At 65.0% G+C, this 22,185-nt stretch carries 23 protein-coding genes and 1 tRNA gene; 8 read left to right on the top strand and 16 right to left on the bottom strand.

Features of this window, described 5'->3' with window-relative positions; genetic code table 11:
* Positions 1-9 precede the first annotated feature (9 nt).
* Positions 10-1,686, bottom strand: coding sequence for an AMP-binding protein (locus RW112_RS04115; RefSeq protein WP_317780515.1), 1,677 nt, complete (start codon positions 1,684-1,686; stop codon positions 10-12).
* A 102-nt stretch (positions 1,687-1,788) separates the two neighbouring features.
* Between RW112_RS04115 and RW112_RS04120 the strand changes: the two genes are divergently transcribed.
* Positions 1,789-2,067 (top strand): putative quinol monooxygenase, encoded by a 279-nt coding sequence (locus tag RW112_RS04120; protein ID WP_317780516.1) that lies wholly within the window; start codon positions 1,789-1,791, stop codon positions 2,065-2,067.
* Positions 2,068-2,181: 114 nt separating this feature from the next.
* Here RW112_RS04120 and trxA read toward each other — a convergent pair whose 3' ends face one another.
* Both trxA and RW112_RS04130 read right to left on the bottom strand, forming a co-directional pair.
* Positions 2,182-2,595 (bottom strand): thioredoxin, encoded by a 414-nt coding sequence (gene trxA / locus RW112_RS04125; RefSeq protein ID WP_305941881.1) that lies wholly within the window; start codon positions 2,593-2,595, stop codon positions 2,182-2,184.
* Between the two features lie 112 nt (positions 2,596-2,707).
* Positions 2,708-3,253, bottom strand: coding sequence for an acyl-CoA thioesterase (locus RW112_RS04130; RefSeq protein ID WP_317780518.1), 546 nt, complete (start codon positions 3,251-3,253; stop codon positions 2,708-2,710).
* Positions 3,254-3,313: 60 nt separating this feature from the next.
* Here RW112_RS04130 and RW112_RS04135 point away from each other — a divergent pair, with 60 nt between their 5' ends.
* Together RW112_RS04135 and RW112_RS04140 are read left to right on the top strand one after the other, a co-directional pair.
* A complete protein-coding gene (locus tag RW112_RS04135) occupies positions 3,314-4,048 on the top strand; it encodes a potassium channel family protein (protein ID WP_317780519.1) in 735 nt (244 codons plus the stop codon).
* A 583-nt stretch (positions 4,049-4,631) separates the two neighbouring features.
* Complete coding sequence (locus tag RW112_RS04140) at positions 4,632-5,579, top strand: LysM domain-containing protein (RefSeq protein ID WP_317780520.1); 948 nt, start codon at positions 4,632-4,634, stop codon at positions 5,577-5,579.
* A 135-nt stretch (positions 5,580-5,714) separates the two neighbouring features.
* On the opposite strand, the gene RW112_RS04145 is transcribed toward RW112_RS04140, so the two are convergent.
* Together RW112_RS04145 and RW112_RS04150 are read right to left on the bottom strand one after the other, a co-directional pair.
* A tRNA-Tyr gene (locus RW112_RS04145) sits at positions 5,715-5,796 on the bottom strand.
* Between the two features lie 161 nt (positions 5,797-5,957).
* Positions 5,958-6,212 (bottom strand): hypothetical protein, encoded by a 255-nt coding sequence (locus RW112_RS04150; RefSeq protein ID WP_305941885.1) that lies wholly within the window; start codon positions 6,210-6,212, stop codon positions 5,958-5,960.
* Between the two features lie 223 nt (positions 6,213-6,435).
* On the opposite strand from RW112_RS04150, the gene RW112_RS04155 reads away from it, so the two are divergent.
* Positions 6,436-6,927 carry a YajQ family cyclic di-GMP-binding protein gene (locus RW112_RS04155; RefSeq protein WP_003804256.1) on the top strand — a complete coding sequence of 164 codons (492 nt, stop codon included), beginning with the start codon at positions 6,436-6,438 and terminating at the stop codon, positions 6,925-6,927.
* 117 nt (positions 6,928-7,044) lie between these two features.
* Here RW112_RS04155 and htpX read toward each other — a convergent pair whose 3' ends face one another.
* Together htpX and RW112_RS04165 are read right to left on the bottom strand one after the other, a co-directional pair.
* Positions 7,045-7,914, bottom strand: a complete 870-nt coding sequence (gene htpX, locus RW112_RS04160) for a zinc metalloprotease HtpX (protein WP_317780521.1) — start codon at positions 7,912-7,914, stop codon at positions 7,045-7,047.
* Positions 7,915-7,974: 60 nt separating this feature from the next.
* Positions 7,975-9,246 carry an MFS transporter gene (locus tag RW112_RS04165; RefSeq protein ID WP_317780522.1) on the bottom strand — a complete coding sequence of 424 codons (1,272 nt, stop codon included), beginning with the start codon at positions 9,244-9,246 and terminating at the stop codon, positions 7,975-7,977.
* 88 nt (positions 9,247-9,334) lie between these two features.
* On the opposite strand from RW112_RS04165, the gene RW112_RS04170 reads away from it, so the two are divergent.
* The 4 genes from RW112_RS04170 (at position 9,335) to RW112_RS04185 (ending at position 12,939) form a co-directional block, all read left to right on the top strand.
* Positions 9,335-10,108, top strand: coding sequence for a hypothetical protein (locus RW112_RS04170; RefSeq protein ID WP_317780523.1), 774 nt, complete (start codon positions 9,335-9,337; stop codon positions 10,106-10,108).
* Between the two features lie 30 nt (positions 10,109-10,138).
* Positions 10,139-10,606, top strand: coding sequence for a Fur family transcriptional regulator (locus tag RW112_RS04175; protein WP_305941889.1), 468 nt, complete (start codon positions 10,139-10,141; stop codon positions 10,604-10,606).
* 26 nt (positions 10,607-10,632) lie between these two features.
* Positions 10,633-12,132, top strand: coding sequence for a catalase (locus RW112_RS04180; protein WP_317780524.1), 1,500 nt, complete (start codon positions 10,633-10,635; stop codon positions 12,130-12,132).
* 171 nt (positions 12,133-12,303) lie between these two features.
* Positions 12,304-12,939 carry a DUF2461 domain-containing protein gene (locus RW112_RS04185; RefSeq protein WP_317780525.1) on the top strand — a complete coding sequence of 212 codons (636 nt, stop codon included), beginning with the start codon at positions 12,304-12,306 and terminating at the stop codon, positions 12,937-12,939.
* Positions 12,940-13,039: 100 nt separating this feature from the next.
* Here RW112_RS04185 and RW112_RS04190 read toward each other — a convergent pair whose 3' ends face one another.
* The 9 genes from RW112_RS04190 to RW112_RS04230 form a co-directional block, all read right to left on the bottom strand.
* Positions 13,040-13,906, bottom strand: coding sequence for an ABC transporter ATP-binding protein (locus tag RW112_RS04190; RefSeq protein WP_317780526.1), 867 nt, complete (start codon positions 13,904-13,906; stop codon positions 13,040-13,042).
* Positions 13,896-14,669 carry an ABC transporter permease gene (locus RW112_RS04195; protein WP_317780527.1) on the bottom strand — a complete coding sequence of 258 codons (774 nt, stop codon included), beginning with the start codon at positions 14,667-14,669 and terminating at the stop codon, positions 13,896-13,898. The genes RW112_RS04190 and RW112_RS04195 overlap by 11 nt, the downstream gene beginning before the upstream one ends.
* Entirely contained in the window at positions 14,666-15,508 is an 843-nt protein-coding gene (locus tag RW112_RS04200) for an ABC transporter permease (RefSeq protein WP_317780528.1), read from the bottom strand. Before RW112_RS04200 ends, RW112_RS04195 begins: the two co-directional genes overlap by 4 nt.
* Entirely contained in the window at positions 15,505-16,491 is a 987-nt protein-coding gene (locus tag RW112_RS04205) for an ABC transporter substrate-binding protein (protein WP_317780529.1), read from the bottom strand. The genes RW112_RS04200 and RW112_RS04205 overlap by 4 nt, the downstream gene beginning before the upstream one ends.
* 193 nt (positions 16,492-16,684) lie before the next feature.
* A complete protein-coding gene (locus RW112_RS04210; RefSeq protein ID WP_305941896.1) occupies positions 16,685-17,290 on the bottom strand; it encodes a TetR/AcrR family transcriptional regulator in 606 nt (201 codons plus the stop codon).
* Between the two features lie 61 nt (positions 17,291-17,351).
* Complete coding sequence (locus RW112_RS04215) at positions 17,352-18,911, bottom strand: amino acid permease (RefSeq protein ID WP_317780530.1); 1,560 nt, start codon at positions 18,909-18,911, stop codon at positions 17,352-17,354.
* 194 nt (positions 18,912-19,105) lie between these two features.
* Positions 19,106-19,513, bottom strand: coding sequence for a DUF779 domain-containing protein (locus tag RW112_RS04220; RefSeq protein WP_317780531.1), 408 nt, complete (start codon positions 19,511-19,513; stop codon positions 19,106-19,108).
* Positions 19,513-20,535, bottom strand: a complete 1,023-nt coding sequence (adhP, locus tag RW112_RS04225; RefSeq protein ID WP_317780532.1) for an alcohol dehydrogenase AdhP — start codon at positions 20,533-20,535, stop codon at positions 19,513-19,515. The genes RW112_RS04220 and adhP overlap by 1 nt, the downstream gene beginning before the upstream one ends.
* Positions 20,536-20,626: 91 nt before the next feature.
* Entirely contained in the window at positions 20,627-22,150 is a 1,524-nt protein-coding gene (locus RW112_RS04230) for an aldehyde dehydrogenase family protein (protein ID WP_317780533.1), read from the bottom strand.
* Positions 22,151-22,185 lie beyond the last annotated feature (35 nt).

The raw sequence follows: 22,185 nt of genomic DNA on the forward strand, positions 1-22,185 counted from the left end.
CCTCGAAGATCACAGCCCCAGCCGGGCCACGGCCTCCTGCCGCATCTCCACCTTCCGGATTTTCCCGGAGACCGTCATGGGGAAGCTGTCGCGGACTTCGACGTAGCGCGGGATCTTATAGTGGGCCAGCCTGCCCCGGCAGAAGTCCGCGACGCCGGCCGCGTCCACCGGTTCCGCTCCGGGTTTGAGGATGATGCAGGCCATGAGTTCCTCGCCGTACCTGGCATCGGGGACGCCGATGACCTGGACGTCCTGGATCGAGGGATGGGTGTAGAGGAACTCCTCGATCTCGCGGGGGTAGATGTTCTCGCCGCCGCGGATCACCATGTCCTTGATCCGGCCCTCGATCACCACGTAACCGTCGTCGTCCATGCGGGCGAGGTCGCCGGTGTGCATCCAGCCATCCGAGTCGATGGCCTCGGCGGTTTTGTCCGGCTGGTTCCAGTACCCCTTCATGACGGCGTAGCCCCGGGTGCACAGCTCGCCGATCTCCCCGCGCTCCAGCACGCTGCCCGTCACCGGGTCCACCACCTGGCTCTCCAGCTGCGGCATGGTCCGCCCCACGGTTTCCGTACGCTGCAGCATGGTGTCGCCGGCCCGGGTCATGGTGGACACCGGGGAGGTCTCCGTCATGCCGTAGCAGATGGCCACGTCCTTCATGTTCATCTCGGAGATGACCCGGTTCATCACCTCGATCGGACATGGGGATCCGGCCATGACGCCGGTGCGCAGCGTGGACAGGTCATAGGAGGCGAAGTCCGGCAGCGCGAGTTCGGCGATGAACATGGTGGGCACGCCGTAGAGGGAGGTTCCGCCGAAGTCGTGGACGGCTTCCAGCGCAGCGGCCGGGGTGAAGGTCCGTCCCGGAATGATGGTTGCCGCGCCGTGGCTCAGGGCATTCACGTTGCCGATCACCATCCCGAAGCAGTGATAGAACGGCACCGGAATCACCACCCGGTCATGCTCCGTGTAGCCCAGCAGCTCGCCGATGGAATACCCGTTGTTCAGGATGTTGCGGTGCGTGAGGGTGGCGCCCTTGGGGAACCCGGTAGTGCCCGACGTGTACTGCAGGTTGATGGGATCGTCCGGGGCCAGCCCCGCGAGGCGGGCCTTCAGGGCGGAATGCCCGACGTCGTCTGCGCGCTTGAGCAGCTCGGCGTACGTCATTTCCGCCTCAGCTTCAGGATCGCCCGCCTGCAGCTGGGGTTGTCCGCCGTCGGGCAGGAACACCAGCTCCTTCAGGTCAGGGCATTCGGCCAAGGCCTGCCGGGCCATGCCGGTGTAGTCGCTGCTCCGGTCCGACGGCGCCACCACGAGCATGCGCATGCCGTTCTGCTTCACCACGAACTCCAGTTCATGGCTGCGGTAGGCCGGGTTCACATTAACCAGGACCGCCCCGATTTTGGCCGTGGCGTACTGCAGGATGGTCCACTCCGCGCAGTTGGGGCTCCAGATCCCGATCCGCTCCCCCGTGGCGACGCCCCGGGCGAGCAGCGCTCGGGCCAGCCTGTCGACGTCGTCGTTCAGTTTTGTGTAGCTCCAGCGGCGGGCATCGGCGCCAGGCACGGGGGCCGCCTCGATCAGCGCGTCGTGGAACGGGAACCTGTCCACCATCCGTTCGAAGTTCTGGCCGATGGTTTCTTCGAGCAGCGGGACGTCAGTGTCCCCGGCTGTATAAGCGCGCATGCTGGCACGCTACCAACAGAGTTCCGGCAAGAGAAGCGTAAAACTAGGAAGCCCTACAAAATATTCGGGGAGGTCCGCGGGCGGCCCGGTATTGTGAAACGCATGAGTGCACCCATTGACCTGAAGGCAACGTTCATCCCCAACGACGGCGAATTCTTCCGCGTGAAGCTCGCCCTCGAAATCGCGATCGACGAGGTGGTCAACGAACCCGGCTGCATCCGGTACGAGCTGACGGAGGCCACCGAGGAGAAGCTGGTGCTGACTGAGCGGTGGGCTTCCGAGGCGGACCTGGACAAGCATTCCAAGGGCACCGCCGTCCAGGACCTCAACGAATCGCTGAGCGCCCTGCTGGCTGAACCCGTCCAGCTCGAACGGCTGTAGTTCCCGCCGCTTTTCCGAACAAAACGCGGGGCCACCCCGCCCGTACGAACCTGGGTTCGTGGGCGGAAGTGGGCCCGCGTTTACAGTTTTAAGGCTGCGAATCCGTGTAGAGGCTCAGGCCTCCGGGATCTGCGTACCGTCCTGCTTGCCGGCGCCGGCGGCTGCCTCGGCTTGCGAGCGGGCCACGTGCGCGTGGACTTCCTCCATGTCCAGTGCCTTGACGGCGTCAACCACCTGTTCCAGCTGCTGTGCGTTCAGCGCGCCGGGCTGCGAGAAGACCAGCACCTTTTCGCGGAAGGCCATCAGCGTGGGGATGGACGTGATGCCTGCTTCGGCCGCCAGCTGCTGTTCGGCTTCGGTGTCCACCTTGGTGAAGACGACGTCCGGGTGCTTCTCTGAAACTGCGGAATACGTGGGTCCAAACTGCTTGCAGGGACCACACCATTCGGCCCAGAAATCAACGAGGACGATGTCGTTGTTCTCGACGGTTGATGCGAACTGTTCACCTGTAATGTCTACGGTAGCCATGGGTCAACGGTACGCGAGCCGCCCGGCGATGTCCCGTGCGTTTCGCTCTTGGCACACCTTTTGCAGCCGGTGTTCAGTGCCAGCATCCGGCTGCTCACTGCCTGCATCCGGCTCAGTGCCACAAGTGGGGTGCGGGGCGGCGGGCGCCGGGCAGCGCGTTGGTTTCCCGCCATTCGTGGATCCAGTCCGGCAGTTCGAGTCCTGCCGGCGGCTCGCCGAACTCCCGGAAAATCTCCTCCTGGCTCACCGGCTTCCCCTTGCAGACCAGGCGGGTGGCGATGTGCGCGCGGGCATAGATTTCCCCGTCCACCACCATGCGCTGTTCGAAGTAGATGGCCTTGGTGTCCAGCCCGATGATCCGGGACTCGATGGTGTACTGCTGCCACAGCTGGAGCGACTTCCGGAACGCGATGGTCTCCCCTGCGGCTACCGGCGACCAACCCCGCCGGCGCATCTTTTTCCAGGTCCCGCTCCGCGCCATGAGGTCAAACCGGCCCAGGTCCATCAGGGAGAAGTACATCCCGTTGTTGACGTGCAAGGCTATGTCGATGTCAGTGGGCAGCACCCGCAGCGGCAGCGAGGATGTGTCCCAGATACCCAGGGGCGGTCTGCGGGAGGACGTGAACAGGAGAAGGAGCGTTCGCAAAAGCAGGTGCATGCCCCCATGTTACCCGCCAGTAACATCAGGTCCAAGACCCTCCGCCCTTAGGATTTCCCCATGACGCAGGAACGCTACAGGGACATCGCCGAGTGGCCGCTGATGGGGACAGCGCTCATTTTCCTCACGGCATACGCCTGGCAGGTGATCGGCCGCATCGAGGGGCCGCAGGCCGAGTTCCTGGAGGGGGTCATGTGGATCACCTGGGCCGTCTTCGTGGTCGATTATGCCGCCAACCTGTGGCTCGCGGAGAACCGGAGGCGCTGGTTCATCCTCAACCTGCACGAGCTGCTGATCGTTGCCCTTCCCTTCTTCCGCCCGCTCCGGCTGCTCAGGCTGGTCACCCTGCTTTCCGTGCTGCACCGGACCGTGGGTGAAACACTTCGCGGCCGTGTGGTCACCTACGTGGCCGGCTCCGCTGTCCTGCTGGTCTTCGTGGGCGCACTCGCCGTCCTCGACGTCGAACAGAACGCCCCCGATGCCAAGATCCTCACTTTCGGCGACTCCGCGTGGTGGGCCATCACCACCATCACCACAGTGGGCTACGGCGACCTCTTCCCCGTCACCCCGATTGGCCGAATGGTTGCCGCGGCCCTCATGATGAGCGGCATCGCGGTGCTGGGCGTGGTGACGGCCTCCATCGCGTCCTGGCTGGTGCAGCGCGTCGAGGAAAACACCGAAGCAGCTGTCGAATCGGCTGAAGTTCCGGTGCGCGCCGACGTCCGCGAATTGCTGGTGGAGGTAGCCGCCCTGCGGCAGGAATTAGCGGAACTTCGCCGCGACCGCGAGCCGTAATATCCCGTCAACCAGTTAGATTCACAAAAGGCGGCCCTCCCGGTCTTTGTATCCGGGAAGGCCGCTTTTTTTCATGGAATTAATCCATTCCGCCGAATTACCCGGAATTAGCCCCTTATTGCGGCAATTCCCCCTGGTTTTCAGCGGCCGCACTGATTAACCAGCACGTACCGGCCGGCAATGCGTAACGCTTCTCTGCGGCCCTACTCGCCCCGGACCAAGTAGCCCGCCGTCTACGTTCGAGTGTCTGCGCAGGTGTACACAGAAGACCTTAGGTATCCCCCGCGAGTGCGCGGGTGCCACCCGCAAAGATTCGAGTAATTCCCACTCGTGCGGCGCTTACCTCCCCATTCATAGACTCGATATTCCTAGGGCAGGCAGTATTCCGGAATTTCACGCGGCCACCCGGTGGCCGTGGGTCTAATCATCCGCGCTTCCGCAATTACTCATTATTTCGGCAGCTCAATTCATGCGTCTCCGCGCCACGTGCTGCACATCCGTGCGGCCCGCTGCCGGCGCACCACCGCCCTGGGGCCCGCTGTCCAGTTGATCCCCAAGGCATTGACTCCCGGGGGGGGAACCGATGGATCAGAACCAGCTTGAACTTGAGGACAGAACAGCTGTCCCCACTTCGCCAGAAGGCCGCGGAGCCACACCAGCCCGCAGCACCAAACCGAGGCTCAGGGCATTTTTAGCCGCTGGAGCCGTAGTTACGGCAGTCGCCGTGGCCGCCGTCGGCTATTCCGCCACGGCGCAGACAGCCCTGGTCAGCGACACCCGGGCGGTAACGGCAGCGGCGCCTGAATCCAGCCGGGCCGCGGACACTCCGGCCCCAAATCCTGCGACGGCCGGTGCCGCAGCGCCGGAAGCCGCCGTTGCCGCCGTCCCGGAGCCTGCTGCACCGGCCGCGGAACCGGCACCTGCACCGGCCCCGGCCCCGGCCCCTGCTCCGGAGCCTGCACCCGCACCTGAGGCGTCCAACCTGTACACCGTGGTGGCCGGGGACACCGTCGGGGCCATCGCTGCCCGCTTCGGCGTGGACATGAACGCCATGCTGGCGGCTAACGGCCTGGGCGTGTACTCGCCGATCGTGCCGGGACAGGTCCTGAAGCTGACGGGACCCGCCGTCGCCGCTCCGGCTCCGGCACCCGCCCCTGCAGCGGCACCTGCGGCCCCCGCACCAGCCCCGGCCCCGGCCCCGGCTGTCCGCACCATCTACGTGGCGGGTGCCGGCGGCCAGGCCATGGTGGACGCCTGCATCGGGCCGATCCACTTCACGCCCACCGACGCCTATGCCACGTTCATCACCGAGCACGACTTCTGCGGCGGGTGGGCACGGTTCTCCGGGATCGGCGTCGGCGAAACAGTCAGCATCCCGGGCTACGGGACGTTCACGGTCAGCGGGCGGGGACAGGTGCCGAACCCCGGCACCACCAACAACGTCTCCGCGATTTTCGGGGGCTTTCCCCGGGTCATCCTGCAGACCTGCATCCCGGGCACCAGCCAGATGCTGGTGATCGGCCTCAACTGATATCTCCCGGGCTTGTCCGCGGCTCCGAAACTTCAAGGCCCGGGAGGACGGACAAGCCAAGGCCGGACAGAGGCAAATGTGCCCGGAAACAGAAAAGTCTCCGGAACCTGATGGTTCCGGAGACTTTTCCTTGGGTGGCAGATGAGGGATTCGAACCCCCGTAGGCGTTGCCAGCTGATTTACAGTCAGCCCCCTTTGGCCGCTCGGGTAATCTGCCGAACTTCAAAAGAAGATCACTCGCGATTTCCGTGTTCAGAACTCCTGTTTCCAGTCCGTTCCGCTTCCAGCAACCGCGGGCAAGACAACTTTACAGAACTTCTGCCGAAGAATCGAATCGAGGCCCGGAGGCACCCAAAAACCCCGGAAATCCGCGGAAAATCAGGCTTCACCAAGAATGCGGCCAGCCAGTTTGGCCTCGAACTTCGCTGCCTGCTCCTCGGTGATCTGGTTCAGCTGGACCGCGCGCATCAGATCCGAGTGCACACCATCCATGCGCGAAGAAGCGTCCGCCACGGGGCTCAGGATGATCGAGGTGGCCACCGCAGCGGCGGCTACGGATGTGGCGGCGGTGGCCAGGGTGGCGGCAGCCGCGGCCGTGGAACGGGTGACGTAGCGGACGGCTTTCTGGTGCATGTGCTTTCCTTCCGGGGCAACTCTTCCAACACCTCCAACTCTGCAGTGCCGGACTTCGTTCCCGCCGTGCGCCGGCTATGAGGAAACTGTGAATCGACCGGAATCTTCCCGGCATGAACGCTGCCCGAACCCGGGCCTTCACTTGGACGCCATCCGTACTAGGCTGGAATGCAGACAACACCGCCCTTCAAGGGGTATCCAGGCGATTAGCAGGAGGACAGTTATGGCAGGCGAATCCACATTCGACGTCGTCAGCAAGGTAGACAAGCAGGAAGTGGCCAACGCGCTGAACCAGGCGCAGAAGGAACTTGCCCAGCGCTACGACTTCAAGGGCGTTGGCGCCGAGGTTGATTTCAGCGGCGAAAAGATCCTGATGAAGGCCAACTCGGAAGAGCGTGTGCTCGCCGTCCTGGACGTCCTGCAGTCGAAGCTCATCCGCCGCGGGATCTCACTGAAGTCGCTGGACACCGGTGAACCCTACGCATCCGGCAAGGAGTACCGGCTGGAGGCCTCCATCAAGGAGGGCATCGCGCAGGACCTCGCCAAGAAGATCAACAAGCTGATCCGCGATGAGGCGCCGAAGTCCGTCAAGTCCCAGATCCAGGGCGACGAACTCCGCGTGACCTCCAAGTCCCGCGACGACCTCCAGGCCACCATGGCCCTCCTCAAGGACTTCGACGAGGCGGACCTGCAGTTCGTCAACTTCCGCAGCTAGCCAGCCCATAGAAGACGCAGAAACGGGCTGAGGACACCTGAATCCGGGTGTCCTCAGCCCGTTTCTGCGTCCTCAGCCCGGTTGCGCGTCGCCGGAAGGAACGTACGACGGCGGCGCTCAGCTGATCGGGCCCCTCGCCATCAGTTCCAGCCGGGTAATGCGGTCCTGCATCGGCGGGTGCGTAGCGAACATCCGGCTCATGCCGCCGCCGCGGAACGGGTTGGCGATCATCAGGTGCGAGGCGTTGACCAGCTTCTGGTCCGGCGGGAGCGGCACCATCTGCACGCCCTGGTGGATCTTGCGCAGGGCTGAGGCGAGCGCCAGCGGATCGCCGGTGAGCGCGGAACCGTCCTCGTCGGCGTCGTACTCCCTGGTCCGGGAGATGGCCGACTGGATGACCATCGCCGCGAGCGGAGCAAGCAGGGCCATGGCGAGCATCGCGAGCGGGTTTGCATTGCGCCGGTCCCCGCCGCCGAAGAACAGCAGCATCTGCCCCACCGAGGTGATCACACCGGCGACTGCCGCAGCCACGGACGACGTCAGGATGTCCCGGCTATAGACGTGCATCAGTTCATGGCCCAAGACGCCGCGAAGCTCCCGGACGCTCAGGAGCCGCAGGATGCCTTCCGTGCAGCAGACGGCGGCGTTCCGGGGGTTCCTGCCGGTGGCGAAGGCGTTGGGCGCCGGCGTGGGCGAGACATAGATCCGCGGCATGGGCTGGCTGGCCTTGGCCGAGAGCTCCCTGACAATCTGGTAGAGCTGGGGTGCTTGTTCCTCCGTGACGGGGTAGGCCTGCATGGACCGGAGCGCGAGTTTGTCACTGTTCCAGTACCCGTACGCCGTGGTGCCCACGCCCACCAGCGCCATGATCCAGATGGGGGTGGTGCTCCGCATGCTGCTGCCGATCACGGCTCCCAGCCCCAGCAGCACGGCCCACAGCACCCCGAACAGCGCCGCGGTCTTCAGCCCGTTGTGGTGATTATGCACTGTTCCTCCTCATGAAAGTACTGCCCGCACGACGTACTGCCCGCGAAAGGTACGCCGCCGCTAGGGAACGGGATTCCGTGCGTCGTACTTCAGGAACCCCGACTGCCGGCGTGCCACCGCCCAGGCCACGGCGATGCACAACAGGCCGCCCAGCAACAACACCCAACCTTCACTCAAAAGTTTAGTGCCGCCGCCCGCCAGCATGTCCCCGATCCGCGGGCCGCCGGCAACCACCACCACAAAGACGCCCTGGAGCCGGCCGCGCAGGTGATCCGGCGTGGCCGCCTGGAGGATGGTGGTGCGGAAGACGGCGCTCACGGAATCCGAAATGCCCGCAAGGGCGCAGCACAGCGCGGCGGGCAGCAGCCACCACGTCACACCGTCGGCCCCGGAGCGTCCGGCCAGCACCACCACCAGCCCGAATCCGGCAATGGACGCACCCCAGCCCATGACGGACCACACCACGGCGGCCCCCTGCCTGCGGATGCCGCCCAGGGGCCCGGAGAAGAGCCCGGCCAGGAACGCCCCCACGGCCGTCGATGCCAGGAGCACGCCCACAGTGGCCTCGCCGCCGCCGATCATCACCGCACCGATGGCCGGCATCAGGGCGCGGGGCTGCGCGAAAATCATGGCCACGAGGTCGATCACGAACGTCATGCGGAGATTGGGCCGCGTGCCGAGGAAGCGGAACCCCTCCAGCACGGAGCGCAGCCCGGCGCGGTGCACCACCTTCCCCGGCCGCATCGGCGGAAGCTTCAGCAGGGCCCAGAAGGCAAACGCGAAGCTCGCGACGTCGAGGGTGTAGGTCCAGCCGAAGCCCACCCACGCCACCAGCACGCCGGCCAGGAGCGGTCCGGCGGTCATGGCCAGGCCGAAGCTGATCATGCTCAGCGCGTTGGCCGCCGGCAGGAGTTCCTTGCGGACCAGCATCGGGATGATGGCGCTGCGGGCGGGCTGATTGATGGCCTGCGCCCCGCTCTGCACGGCAACCAGCAAGTACAGCAACCACACGTTCCCCACGCCCAGCCAAGCCTGCGCGGCCAGCCCCGCCGTGCTCAGCCACAGCACGGTGGTGGCCAGGAGGGCCACCCTGCGGCGGTCGTGGGCATCGGCGATGGAGCCGCCCAGCAGGCCTCCCAGCACCAGCGGAACCAGCGCGAAGATACTCAACAGCCCTACGTAGAGGCTGTCCTCCGTCAGCCGGTAGACCTCCAGGCTCACCGCGACCAGCGTGAGCTGGCTCCCCAGGTTGGAGACGGCCGATCCCAGCCAGAGCCGGCGGAAGGCAGGGCTCTCGCGCAGCGGAGTGATGTCAGCCAGAAGTTTTCCCACCGGGCAACTCTAGCCGCGGCCGCGACGGGAAGTTTCCGGAGCTTGATAGTCTCGGGCGGGGATGTACCACGGCGGAAGGAGAGTACGGATGCAGTTGTCCAGGCGGCTGCTCTACGGCTCGGAACTGTGGGAGGTCACCCGGCCGCGCACTCCGCTGACCTCCGGCCACCTGATGATCCGGCTCAGCGATCCGGCAACGGCCCTCGACATCCGTTCCGCCACCGACTGGCTGCGCTGCCACAACGCTGCCCGCAGGGCATTGGCCGACGTCCTCGGGGCGGACACGTGCACCCTGCTGTTCGCCCATCGCTGGCATGCGCTGGGCGCTTCGATCGGCGAGCCGGCTGCGGAGTCCTCCACCCCCACATTCCACCTGTTCGGCCGCTGGGCCGGCGAACCTGTCACCCCGGCCGAGCAGCTCGCCCTGCCTGCCCAGCGCCGAAAGCCGGCGCCGGAGCGGGACCTGGACAAGTACGACGCCGGGCTGCGCACCGCGTTGCTGAAGGCGGCAGGCCCTCCCGCGGGCTGGACGGCAGCCGGCCAGGACGCAGCGGTGCCGCTGCCCGCCATCCGCACCTGGACGCCGTCGGCCCCTGCCGGCTCGGACCACACGGTCCTCGCCCCGGAGCGCACCATCGGCGCCGTGGAGGACGTGGCCCCGGGTGAACTGCTGGCGCTGGCTGCGGCTTTGGAAGCCCTGGCACTGCGACAGGCCGTCACGGGACTGAGCTGCATCGTCCCGGATGCCGCCGTCACAGGCGGCCGGCTGGAACTGCATGCGCTGGGCCGCTCAGCCGGCGAGTCCGTCAACCCGTTCAACATGTTGCTGCGTTCACCGGAAGTTAGCCCGGCCTTATTGTGATTTAGTCATAATAAGTGCTTGAATGGGGCTATGACAGTTCACGAGGCCGGCCAGGATGCATGGGCTGCTGCCCTGCGCGCCCACGGCCGCCGGGTGACCAAACAGCGGCTGGCGGTACTCACCGCCGTCGAACGCCACCCGCACTCGCCGGCCGAAAGCATCCTTGCCGCCGCACGCGAGGAACTGCCGGAGATGACCGCGCAGTCCGTCTATGTGGTCCTCGGCGACCTCACCGACCTGCACATGCTGCGCCGGTTTGAACCGCCGCATTCCCCCGCGCTGTATGAGACGCGGGTGGGCGACAACCACCACCACGCCATCTGCATCAGCTGCGGACGCGTGGAAGACGTGGACTGCGCCGTCGGCCATGCCCCCTGCCTCACCCCGCACTGGGACGAACACTCCAAGCCGATGACCATCCAGATCGCTGACGTCATGTACCAGGGCATCTGCCAGGACTGCCAGCGCACCCAAAAGCTACCCGCCGAACGAAACTAAGCAAGAAACCCAACCAAAGGAGAAAGATGACTCTGAACATCTCCGCGCCCGCTGTGTCCACCACACAGTCCGGTGCTCCCGTCACTTCCGACGCACACTCGAAGGCTGTCGGCGCTGACGGCGCCATCATCCTGACCGACCACTACCTGATCGAAAAGCTCGCCCAGTTCAACCGCGAGCGCGTTCCGGAGCGCGTTGTCCACGCCAAGGGCGGCGGAGCGTTCGGCAAGTTCACCACCACCGAGGACGTTTCCAAGTACACCAAGGCTGCCTTCCTGCAGCCGGGCGTGGACACCGAAATGCTGATCCGCTTCTCCTCCGTGGCCGGCGAGAACGGCTCCCCCGACACCTGGCGCGACCCCCGCGGCTTCGCCGTCAAGTTCTACACCTCCGAGGGCAACTACGACCTCGTGGGCAACAACACCCCGGTGTTCTTCATCCGCGACGGCATCAAGTTCCCGGACTTCATCCACTCGCAGAAGCGCCTCCCGGGCACCCACCTGCGCGACGCCGACATGCAGTGGGACTTCTGGACCCTGTCCCCCGAATCCGCACACCAGGTCACCTGGCTGATGGGTGACCGCGGCCTGCCGGCTTCCTGGCGTGAAATGCAGGGCTACGGCTCGCACACCTACCAGTGGATCAACGCCGAGGGCGAGCGCTTCTGGGTCAAGTACCACTTCAAGTCCAACCAGGGCGTCAAGACCATCACGGGCGACGAGGCCGAGGCACTGGCCGGTTCGGACGCGGACTTCTACATCCGCGACCTGCAGGAAAACATCGCCGCGGGCAACTTCCCGTCCTGGGACCTGCACGTCCAGGTCATGCCTTACGAGGATGCCAAGACCTACCGCTTCAACCCGTTCGACCTCACCAAGGTGTGGCCGCACGCTGACTACCCGCTGATCAAGGTGGGCACGATGGAGCTGAACCGGAACCCGGAGAACTACTTCGCGCAGATCGAGCAGGCCACCTTTGCGCCGTCGAACTTCGTACCGGGCATCGCCGCGTCCCCGGACAAGATGCTGCAGGCCCGCATCTTCTCCTACGCTGACGCACACCGCTACCGTGTGGGCACCAACCACGCCCAGATCCCGGTGAACCAGCCGAAGAATCAGGTCAACAACTACAGCCAGGACGGCGCCGGGCGTTACCACTTCAACGCCCCCTCCGTTCCGGTCTACGCCCCGAACTCGGTGGGCGGGCCCGCTGCTGTTGAGCCTGCTGTCGCAGGCGGCGGCTGGGAGAACGACGGCGAGCTGACGCTCTCCGCGCACTCCCTGCACGCTGAGGACGGCGACTTCGGCCAGGCCGGCACTCTGTACCGCGAAGTGTTCGACGACGGCGCCAAGGCCCGCCTGCTGGACACCATCACCGGTGCTGTCGGCGGCGTGAAGAACGCTGACATCAAGGAACGCGCCATCCAGTACTGGACCAACGTTGACGCCGATCTCGGCGCCAAGCTGCGCGCCAACCTCGGCGCAGCCCAGACCGAGTCCGACGCCGAGGCAGCCAACAAGCTGTAGCCTCCTCGGCGGCTCCCCCGGGCGCCGCTGATCGCGATTCACCTGAACACCCCGCTTCACCCGAACACCCCGCTGCGGACCATCCGCGGCGGGGTGTTCTGCGTTGGGGGTGTTTCCACATAGCCGGTGCCGCTTCTGGTTGCCGCGGCGCGGGGTCCCTAGGATCACACCATGACTACTTTCCACGGCATCCCCGCGGGGGCCTTCGCGTTCTATGCGGAACTTGAGGACAACAACAACCGGGAGTGGTGGCTGGAGCACAAGGACAGCTACGCCAGCCTGGTCCGGGATCCACTCACGGCGCTGCTGGCAGAGCTGGAACCGCGGTTCGGGCCGGGGAAGATCTTCCGGCCCAACCGGGACATCAGGTTCTCGCAGGACAAATCGCCCTACAAGACGGCCCAGGGCGCCTTCGCCTCGGCGCAGGAGGGCGTGGGGTACTACCTCCAGGTCAGCGCAGACGGGCTGCTGGTAGGCGGCGGGTACCACTCGCACTCCCCTGCCCAGCTGGCCCGCTTCCGGAACTCGGTGGATGCGTCCGGGACAGGTGAATCCCTCCGACAGATCGTCGACAACGTGGCCGCTGCCGGTTTTGCCGTGGAAGGCGAGAAACTCAAAACCGTGCCGCGCGGCTACAGCCGGGACCACCCCCGGGCGGAGCTGCTCAAGCACAAATCGCTGTCAGCCGGCATCGAGCTGGGCCAGCCGGACTGGCTGGAATCGCCTGCCGCCGCGCAGGAGATCGCCGCGCTCTGGGAAAAGCTCCGCCCGCTGGTGGACTGGGTGGGCCGGCACGCATCACCGTGACAGCCCGGCCGTGCTACTTGGGCCCGGCTGCGCCGTGCGCCGGGTTACCCGGCTGCGTCGTGCGCACAGCGCAGCGCGCACAGCGCAGTTCGCTGTGCGATCAGACAGTTGCCGTGCCCGGCGTGGAGGTCCCCGCAGCGGCAGGCCGGTGGCCCTTCTTCGCGAGCTGGATCTGCTCGTAGACGTGGTGCCTGAGTTCTGTGAAGCGCGGCAGTGAACGGGTTTCCAGCTGGTCGCGGTTTTCCGGGAGGTCGATCACGATGTCCTCCTGGATGACGGTCGGGGAGCTGGAGAGGATGATGACCCGCTCGCCAAGGTAGACGGATTCGTCGATGTCGTGTGTCACGAAGAGCACCGTCACGCCGAACTTCTTCCAGACCACGCGGATCAGGTCCTCCAGGTCCGCGCGGGTCTGGGCGTCCACAGCCGCGAACGGTTCGTCCATCAGCAGGACCTCCGGCTGGTAGGCGATCGCACGGGCGATCGCCACACGCTGCTGCATGCCCCCGGAGAGCTGCCAAGGGTAGGACCGCGGAACGTGGGACAGGCCAACGGCCTCGAGCGCCTCGTCGACGATCCGGTCACGCTCCGCCTTTGGCATGCCCTGGTTCTTCAGCGGAAGCTCCACGTTGTCGCGGACCCTCATCCAGGGGAAGAGCGAGCGGCCGTATTCCTGGAACACCACCGCCATCTTCTTGGGCGGACCGGAGACGCGCTTGCCGTCCAGCAGGACTTCACCCTCGGTCGGGGCCATCAGCCCTGAGATGCATTTCAGGAGGGTGGTCTTCCCGGACCCGGACGGGCCCACCAGGCAGGCCAACTCGCCCGCGCGCAGATCGAACGTCAGGTTCCGGACCGCTTCGACGTCGCCGCCGTCGGTCTGGTAAACCTTCTTCAGGCCGCGGACGGAGAGCATCGGTTCCCGGGCGCCTTGATCCCGGGAACCGTGAGTTGGGTCAGGCTGCATTTTCTACCTCTTTCTGGCCGTGGTACCAGCGCAGGATGTTCCGCTCGGCCCACTGGAAGATGAATGACATGCCCACGCCCAGCAGGCCGAGAACCACAATGCCGGACCACATTTCCGGGATGGCGAAAGACCGCTGGAACTGGACGATGGTGAAGCCCAGTCCTGAGGAAGAGGCAAACATTTCGGAGATGACCATCAGGATCAGGCCAAGGGACAGCGACTGACGCACGCCGGCCAGGATCTGCGGGCTGGCGGACGGCAGCACCAGGTAACGGACGCGGGCCCAGCCGGTGATGCCGTAAGTGTGGGTGGAGTCGGACAGTACCGGGTCGACGGCCCGGACGCCCTCGATGGTGTTCAGCAGCACCGGCCAGACGCAGCCGGAGATGATGACAACCACCTTCATGGAGTCGGTGATGCCCATAAGTAGCATCAGCACGGGAACCAGGACGGGCGGCGGGACGGCCCGGAAGAATTCCAGCGTGGGCTCCAGCAGCGCCCGCAGCCATGTGATCGATCCGATAAGGACGCCGCCGACGACGCCGATGATGATTGCCGCCACCACACCCACCAGGAGCCGTCCAACGCTCGGCAGGACGTCGGTGAAGAAACGCTCACCGAACCAGACCTCCCCGAACGTTTCAACCAGGCTGGCAGGCGTGGGGACGAAGAAGTTAGGCTTCCCCAGTGTGGAGGCCCACCAGATCAGGACCAGGAGGACCGGCAGGCCCAGGATGTAGCCGAGTGTCTTCAGGACTTTCATACGATCACCTCGGAACGGACGGAGGCGTGCCAGGACAGCGTCTTCTTCTCGATAAAGCGCATCAGCATATTGATCGCCACGCCGATCAGGCCGGTGGCGAGCACCAGGGCATACATGCCGGAGATGGCGCCGCCCGACTGCGCGAGGGCGATTTCACGGCCCAGGCCCGGCGAGCCGATCACCAGTTCCGCCGTGATGGCCAGGACCAGCGCCACCGTGGCAGCGAGCCGGACGCCGGTCATCAGGTAGGGCAAGGCGGTGGGGAACACCACGTAGCGGATCCGGGCCATCCGTCCCAGGCCGTAGGTCTTCGCCGTGTTGTTGGCGACCATGTCCACGTCGGCCACTCCGTAGAGGACCTGGATCAAAACCTGCCAGAAGGCAGCATAGGTAATCAGCATCAGGGAGGATTCGATCTTCACCCCGAAGAGCAGCACCGCGAGGGGGATCAGTGCCACGGACGGGATGGGACGCAGGAATTCAACCGTGGAGTTGGTGGCCTGACGCAGGAAGTTGCTGGAGCCGATGATGAACCCGGCCAGCACGGCCAGGGAGACGGCGATGATCAGGCCCAGGAACCATGCCTTCATGGTTTCGCCCACCGAAACCCAGAAGGCGGTAAGTCCGAAGTCCACAACCAGGGCTGCAATGACCTCGCTCGCGGGCGGCAGGTAGCGGGCATCGATCAGGCCGATCCGGGGAATGAGCTCCCAGGTGATCAGGAATCCGAGGATCCCCGCGAAGCCGAGCAGTTGCTTCGTCGGCATCGTGCGCACCTGCCGGCGGGGCCGCTCCACACCGGGAGCGGCACCACCGGAGGTTTGGGTCGTTGAACTCACGGGAGGAGGTCGTCTGCGCTCGGGGCCTTGCCCAGCGTTCCGAACTTGGCTGCCGCATCGCCGAGGGTCTTGAACGCGTCCTCATTGAATTCAACGCGGTACCGGGGCAGGATCATTTTGGCTCGGGTGGCCTCGTCGATCTTGGTGTAGGTGCCCACGATCTCGCGGACTTCCTCCGGATGCTCCTGCGCGTATTCGAGGGACTTGTTCATCGCGCGGGTGAACTTCTGCGTCAGCTCAGCCTTGCCCGAGATGGTGTCCGCCTTGGTGAAGTAGCCGGCAATGTCCAGTTCCGGACTCATCTCGACGAAGTTCGAGGAGACGATCGTGCCGCCTTCAGCCACAGCTTTGGACAGGAACGGCTCCAGGATCCACGCCGCATCCACCTGCTTGTTGGCCAGGGCCGCCGGGGCGTCCGGGAAGGCAACTTCCACGAACTTCACGCTATTGGGGTCTCCGCCGTCTTTTTCGATGACCGACTTGATGGTGGTGTCGCCGATATTGGAGAGGTTGTTCACCGAGACTGTCTTGCCGGCAAGGTCTTTGGCGGACTGGATGCTGGACCCGGCCGGGGCCACAACACCTCCGATGTCCTTGCCCTTTTCGCCGGTGGTGGAGGCACCGTTGGCCACGAACTTCAGGTCGAGGCCCTTGTCCTTGGCGACCATCACCGAGATCAGGTTGGAAAAGGCGAAGTCGAAGCTGCCGCTGACGACGCCGGGAACGATCGCCGCGCCGCCCGTGGCAGTCTGGATGTCGAGCTGGAGGCCTTCTTCCTTGAAGAAGCCCTGCTTGTCGCCGAGGTAGATGGGTGCGCAGTCGACGATGGGAATGACGCCGACGCTGACCTTGGTCAGGTCCGATCCTCCACCGGCGGTTCCCGTTGCAGTTCCGCCGCCCGTGGAACTGGGCGAGCCACTGCCGCAGGCCGACAGGCCCAGAACGGAGGCGGCTGCCAGCGCGGCAATAAAACGACGTTTCATGTTCACTCCTTTGTGCCCATTGACTTGGCAGTGATGAGCCCCAAGCCGCAAATGTTCGCTGTTCGAACACCTGTTCAAACAATCCGATCTAAGCATGATGCGAGGTCAACCGCACCTACTTAAGGGTCATTGTTACAGCTCTGAGACGACGGAGTAAGGGCCGCCGGTCCTGTGCCGGCGCCAGGCCAGGAGGTCAGACGTGCTGGCCTTCGGTGGCCAGGCGGTGCTCCAGGTTCGAGAAGAACACGGCCACCATCAGCTCGAACGCCTTGGTCGCTTCCTCGGGCTGGTTCATCACCACAAAGTCGAACTGCAGGCCGTAGAAGGTGGAGGTGAACAGCCGCGCGTCGGTGTCGGCGAATTCCGGACGGATCCCCTGCACCACCAGCCAGTCACGGGCTTTTTCGTGGAGCATGCGGAAGTGGTCCTGGGCGGTTCCGCGGGGCGAGGACGCCACCACGTCCTGCGCGGTGGCCTCGAACTCAAGCCTGGCCAGGTGGCGGTTCCGCTGGGCCATGGTCCACTGCCAGGACTCCATCAGGTAGGATCGCCAGGCCTCCCTGTCGATGTCCCGGACGTCCGTGGTGCGCATGCTGTCCAGCCGGGATTCGATGGATCCGATGATCTCGTTGACCAGCTGCTCGCGGTTGCCGAAGTGATAGACCAGCACGTAGGAGCTGATGCCCAGGCCGTCCGCCAGGCTCCGGAACGTGAGCTCAGCGAGCGTTTTATCCATCAGGTAGTCCTGAATGGCGGACAACAACTCCACCTTGCGTTCCGGTTTAACAGCTTTGGCCATGACTCCATCTTATGGAGTCATGGCCAAAGCGGATTCCGGCAGTAAACCGACGGACGGGAGGTCAGCCGCGCGTGAGCGCGTCCTCGTCGTCGTCCTGGCTGGCCTTAGTGGTGGCCTGCGGTGCGCCGTTGACGGCGGCCTTTGCTTCCGCGAATTTTTCATTCAGCCGGGAGTGGCGCTGACCGTAGGCGAAGTAGATCGCCACACCGATGACCAGCCAGATGGCGAAGAAGATCCACGTCTCCACCGCGAGGTTCGTCATCAGGTAGAGGCACAGGAGGGCGGACACTACCGGAAGCACCTTGCCGAACGGTACGCGGAAGGCCGGCTTCAGGTCCGGGCGCTTCTTCCGCAGGACCAGGATGCCCAGGCTCACCATCACGAAGGCAGACAGCGTGCCGATATTGATCATTTCCTCCAGAAGGTCCACATTGGTCAGTCCGGCCACGAGGGCAACTGCCGCACCGCAGATGATCTGGAGGCGGACCGGCGTCGCACGGATGGTGCTGGTCTTGGACAGCGAGCGCGGCAGCAGGCCGTCGCGGCTCATGGCCAGGACAACGCGGGACAGGCCCATCAGCAGCACCATGATCACCGTGGTGAGGCCCACCAGGGAACCGAAGGCGATGATCTTGGCGGCGTCGGTGTTGCCCACGGCTTCGAAGGCGGTGGTGAGCGTGGGGCTCTCGGCCTCCGCCAGCTGCGTGTAGGACACCATGCCGGTCAGGGCGAGCGACACCAGGATGTACAGGACCGTGACGATGGCCAGGCCGCCGAAGATGCCGCGCGGCAGGGTCTTCTGCGGGTTCTTGACTTCCTCGGCCGAGGTGGCCACCACGTCGAATCCGATGAAGGCGAAGAAGACCAGCGCCGCGCCGGCGAAGATTCCCAGGGTGCCGTACTGCGCCGGGGCGGCTCCGGTCAGGAAGCCGAAGAAGGACTGCTTGAGGACGTCGGCGGTGCCGGCGCTGCCTGTGGGTTCGGAGGCCGGAACGAACGGCGAGTAGTTTTCGAACTTCACGTAGGTGAAGCCCACCACGATCACGAACAGCACGACGCCGATCTTGATCAGGGTGAAGATGTTGCCGACGCGGGCGGACAGCTTTGTCCCCAGCACCAGCAGCACGGTGAAGACGGCTACGATCAGGAACGCGCCCCAGTAGAGGTCAACGCCGCCGAGCGAAAGGGCGGGCGGAATGTCCACGCCCATGAGCGCGAAGACCTTGCTGAGGTAGATGCCCCAGTACTTGGCGATCACCGCCGCGGCGGTGAAGAGCTCCAGGATGAGGTTCCAGCCAATGATCCAGGCCAGCAGCTCGCCCATGGTGGCGTACGTGAAGACGTAGGCGGAACCGGCCACCGGAATGGCCGTGGCAAACTCTGCGTAGCACATGATGGCCAGCGCGCAGGTGACGGCGGCAATCGCGAAGGACACCGTGACGGCAGGACCGGCGAAGTTCGCTGCGGCTTTGGCGCCGACGGAGAAGATCCCGGCTCCGACAGCAACGGCGACGCCCATGATCATGAGGTCCCAGGTGCTCAGGGAACGCTTCAGCTTGCGTCCGGGTTCATCGGCGTCGGCGATCGACTGCTCGATGGATTTCGTCCGGAAAAGGTTCATAGGAAAGTCCACAATCTCGATAGCTTGCTGGAAACAGACTTATCAAGAGTAGTGTCCATCCAGTGGACGGTCACATTTATCCCAGAATGTGAGACGGCGTTAAGCGCGAGCGAACACTTGGGGCCCCTCACAGGAGGGGCCCCAAGTGTTCGCTCGCGCTGTTGCCGCAGGGCGTTCAGGTTGCCGCAAGGTGTTCAGGCGGGCCAGTCCATCAGAGTCGACCTGATGAGGAACCGCTTGCCTTCCGGCGCCTCGACCGAGAATCCACTCCCCCGGCCCTGGACCACGTCCACAGTCAGGTGCGTGTGGCTCCAGTAGTTGAACTGCTCTCTGGACATCCAGAACTCGAGGGGTTTCGGCTCCACCCCGTCGGCGATGTCGAACAGCCCCAGGAGGACGTCCGCTTCCGCGGTGATGAAGTCTCCCGCCGGGTAACACATGGGCGAGGACCCGTCACAGCAGCCGCCTGACTGGTGGAACATCAGGGGCCCGTGCTGGCCCCACAGTTGCCTGAGCAGTTCCACGGCACCGCCCGTGAGCGCCACCCGGGAAAAGTCTTCCCCGGGCAGCGTCACGGCGGCTTCAAGCCTGGTGTCGGGCATCAGAACGTCAGCACCACACGGCCGTCGATCTTGGCGTGCTTCATTTCGTCAAGCACCGCGTTGACCTCGGACAGCTCCCGGGTGGACACCGTGGGGTGGATCTTGCCCTGGGCGTAGAAATCCAGGGCTTCCTCAAGGTCCTGCCGGGTTCCCACGATCGAGCCGCGGACCGTCAGGCCCTTGAGCACAATCTCGAAGATCGGTGCCGGGAAGTCACCCGGCGGCAGGCCGTTGAAGACAATCGTGCCGCCGCGGCGGGCCATGCCGATCGCCTGCCCGAAGGCTGACGGGTGCACAGCTGTGACAAGGACTCCATGGCAACCTCCGGTTTCGCGCTGGATGACTTCCGCCGGGTCCTCGTGGAGGGCGTTGACGGTTAGCTCCGCGCCGTGTTTCTTGGCCAGGGCGAGTTTGTCGTCAGCGATGTCCACCGCGGCAACCCGCAGGCCCATGGCGACGGCGTACTGGACGGCGATGTGGCCCAGGCCGCCGATGCCGGAAATAGTGACCCACTGGCCCGGCTTGGCCTCTGTCATCTTCAGGCCCTTGTAGACGGTGACGCCGGCGCAGAGCACGGGGGCCACTTCCACGGGGTCCGAACCCGCCGGAATCCTGGCTGCGAACCGGCTGTCCACCAGCATGTACTGCCCGAACGAGCCGTCAACGCTGTAGCCCGCATTCTTCTGCGCTTCACAGAGGGTTTCCCAGCCGGTGCGGCAGTACTGGCAGTCACCGCAGGCGGACCAGAGCCAGGCGTTGCCCACGAGGTCTCCGACAGCGAGGTCCGTGACGCCTTCGCCGAGGGCAACCACTTCGCCCACGCCTTCGTGGCCGGGAACGAACGGGGGTGACGGCTTGACCGGCCAGTCCCCTTCCGCTGCGTGCAGGTCAGTGTGGCAGACGCCGGTGGTGATGACCTTGACCAGCGCCTCACCGCGTCCCGGGGTGGGAATGGGGAGGGTCTGGATCTGGAGATCCTTACCGAATTCAGTTACTACGGCTGCTTGCATTGTCGTCGTCATTGGCGAAATCCTTGCGTCGTTAAGCATGGTTTGGAGGTGGAACGGGCGGAGCGGACCGGTGCCGATCAGCCCCGCCCGGGCGTGGCGCGGCTTAGAAGAAGCCGAGCTTGTTTTCGTTGTAGCTGACCAGGAGATTCTTGGTCTGCTGGTAGTGGTCCAACATCATGGAGTGGTTCTCACGTCCGATGCCTGAGGACTTGTAGCCGCCGAACGCGGCACCGGCCGGGTAGGCGTGGTAGTTGTTGACCCAGACGCGGCCGGCCTGGATCTCGCGGCCGGCGCGGTAGGCCACGTTGCCGTTGCGGGACCAGACTCCGGCACCGAGCCCGTAGAGGGTGTCGTTGGCGATTCCCATGGCGTCGTTGTAATCACTGAAGCGGGTCACGGACACCACCGGGCCGAAGATCTCCTCCTGGAAGATGCGCATCTTGTTGTGGCCCTCGAAGACCGTGGGCTGCACGTAGAAGCCGCCGGCCAGATCGCCGGGCAATTCAGCGCGGCCGCCGCCGGTGAGCTCCTTCGCGCCCTCCTGCTTTCCGATGTCGATGTAGGAGAGGATCTTCTCCAGCTGGTCGTTGGAGGCCTGGGCGCCAACCTGGGTCTCGGTGTCGAGCGGGTTGCCCTGGATCATCTTCTCCACCCGGGCCACGGCGTCGGCCATGAAGGAGTCGTAGATATCTTCCTGGACCAGGGCGCGGGACGGGCAGGTGCAGACTTCGCCCTGGTTGAAGGCGAACAGAGCGAAGCCTTCCTGTGCCTTGTCATAGAACGCGTCGTCGGACTCGGCAACGTCGTTGAAGAAGATGTTCGGGCTCTTGCCGCCCAGTTCCAGGGTGACCGGGATCAGGTTCTGGCTGGCGTACTGGCTGATGAGGCGGCCGGTGGTGGTTTCACCGGTGAAGGCGATTTTGCGGATGCGGGGGCTGGATGCGAGCGGCTTTCCGGCTTCGACGCCGAAGCCGTTGACCACGTTGATGACGCCGGCGGGAAGGATGTCGCCGATGAGCTCCATCAGGACCAGGATGGACGACGGCGTCTGCTCGGCCGGCTTGAGGACCACGGCGTTACCGGCGGCCAGGGCCGGGGCCAGCTTCCAGACGGCCATGAGGATCGGGAAGTTCCACGGAATGATCTGGCCCACGACACCCAGCGGCTCGTGGTAGTGGTAGGCCGTGGTGTCGTCGTCGAGCTGTGACAGGCGGCCTTCCTGGGCGCGGACGGCGGAGGCGAAGTAGCGGAAGTGGTCGGCGGCCAGCGGGATGTCCGCGTTGAGCGTCTCGCGGATCGGCTTGCCGTTGTCCCACGATTCGGCGACGGCCAGCATTTCAAGGTTCTCGTCGATCCGGTCCGCGATCCTGTTCAGGATGGCCGCACGCTCGGCAACGGAGGTCTTGCCCCAGGAGGGTGCGATCTTGTGGGCGGCGTCCAGGGCCAGCTCGATGTCCTCGGCCGTGCCGCGGGCCACCTCGCAGAATGCCTTGCCGGTGACCGGGGTGATGTTCTCGAAGTACTGGCCCTTGACGGGGGCCACCCATTCGCCGCCGATCCAGTTCTCGTAGCGGTCCTTGAACGTGACCTTCGAACCTTCGGTACCGGGCTGTGCGTAGACAGTCATTGCTAGCTCCTTTGCTGTGCAAGATATTCAGCGGC

Origin of the sequence: Arthrobacter sp. B10-11 (assembly GCF_033142195.1) — a bacterium.
In the GTDB taxonomy this organism is placed as follows: Bacteria; Actinomycetota; Actinomycetes; order Actinomycetales; family Micrococcaceae; genus Arthrobacter; species Arthrobacter oryzae_C.

Excerpts from the sequence above, each read along its gene's own strand:
- RW112_RS04115 (WP_317780515.1), bottom strand. The coding sequence starts at position 1,686 with ATGCGCGCTTATACAGCCGGGGACACTGACGTCCCGCTGCTCGAAGAA.
- RW112_RS04120 (WP_317780516.1), top strand. The coding sequence starts at position 1,789 with ATGAGTGCACCCATTGACCTGAAGGCAACGTTCATCCCCAACGACGGC.
- trxA (WP_305941881.1), bottom strand. The coding sequence starts at position 2,595 with ATGGCTACCGTAGACATTACAGGTGAACAGTTCGCATCAACCGTCGAG.
- RW112_RS04130 (WP_317780518.1), bottom strand. The coding sequence starts at position 3,253 with ATGCACCTGCTTTTGCGAACGCTCCTTCTCCTGTTCACGTCCTCCCGC.
- RW112_RS04135 (WP_317780519.1), top strand. The coding sequence starts at position 3,314 with ATGACGCAGGAACGCTACAGGGACATCGCCGAGTGGCCGCTGATGGGG.
- RW112_RS04140 (WP_317780520.1), top strand. The coding sequence starts at position 4,632 with ATGGATCAGAACCAGCTTGAACTTGAGGACAGAACAGCTGTCCCCACT.
- RW112_RS04150 (WP_305941885.1), bottom strand. The coding sequence starts at position 6,212 with ATGCACCAGAAAGCCGTCCGCTACGTCACCCGTTCCACGGCCGCGGCT.
- RW112_RS04155 (WP_003804256.1), top strand. The coding sequence starts at position 6,436 with ATGGCAGGCGAATCCACATTCGACGTCGTCAGCAAGGTAGACAAGCAG.
- RW112_RS04170 (WP_317780523.1), top strand. The coding sequence starts at position 9,335 with ATGCAGTTGTCCAGGCGGCTGCTCTACGGCTCGGAACTGTGGGAGGTC.
- RW112_RS04175 (WP_305941889.1), top strand. The coding sequence starts at position 10,139 with ATGACAGTTCACGAGGCCGGCCAGGATGCATGGGCTGCTGCCCTGCGC.
- RW112_RS04180 (WP_317780524.1), top strand. The coding sequence starts at position 10,633 with ATGACTCTGAACATCTCCGCGCCCGCTGTGTCCACCACACAGTCCGGT.
- RW112_RS04185 (WP_317780525.1), top strand. The coding sequence starts at position 12,304 with ATGACTACTTTCCACGGCATCCCCGCGGGGGCCTTCGCGTTCTATGCG.
- RW112_RS04190 (WP_317780526.1), bottom strand. The coding sequence starts at position 13,906 with ATGCAGCCTGACCCAACTCACGGTTCCCGGGATCAAGGCGCCCGGGAA.
- RW112_RS04195 (WP_317780527.1), bottom strand. The coding sequence starts at position 14,669 with ATGAAAGTCCTGAAGACACTCGGCTACATCCTGGGCCTGCCGGTCCTC.
- RW112_RS04205 (WP_317780529.1), bottom strand. The coding sequence starts at position 16,491 with ATGAAACGTCGTTTTATTGCCGCGCTGGCAGCCGCCTCCGTTCTGGGC.
- RW112_RS04210 (WP_305941896.1), bottom strand. The coding sequence starts at position 17,290 with ATGGCCAAAGCTGTTAAACCGGAACGCAAGGTGGAGTTGTTGTCCGCC.
- RW112_RS04215 (WP_317780530.1), bottom strand. The coding sequence starts at position 18,911 with ATGAACCTTTTCCGGACGAAATCCATCGAGCAGTCGATCGCCGACGCC.
- RW112_RS04220 (WP_317780531.1), bottom strand. The coding sequence starts at position 19,513 with ATGCCCGACACCAGGCTTGAAGCCGCCGTGACGCTGCCCGGGGAAGAC.
- adhP (WP_317780532.1), bottom strand. The coding sequence starts at position 20,535 with ATGACGACGACAATGCAAGCAGCCGTAGTAACTGAATTCGGTAAGGAT.
- RW112_RS04230 (WP_317780533.1), bottom strand. The coding sequence starts at position 22,150 with ATGACTGTCTACGCACAGCCCGGTACCGAAGGTTCGAAGGTCACGTTC.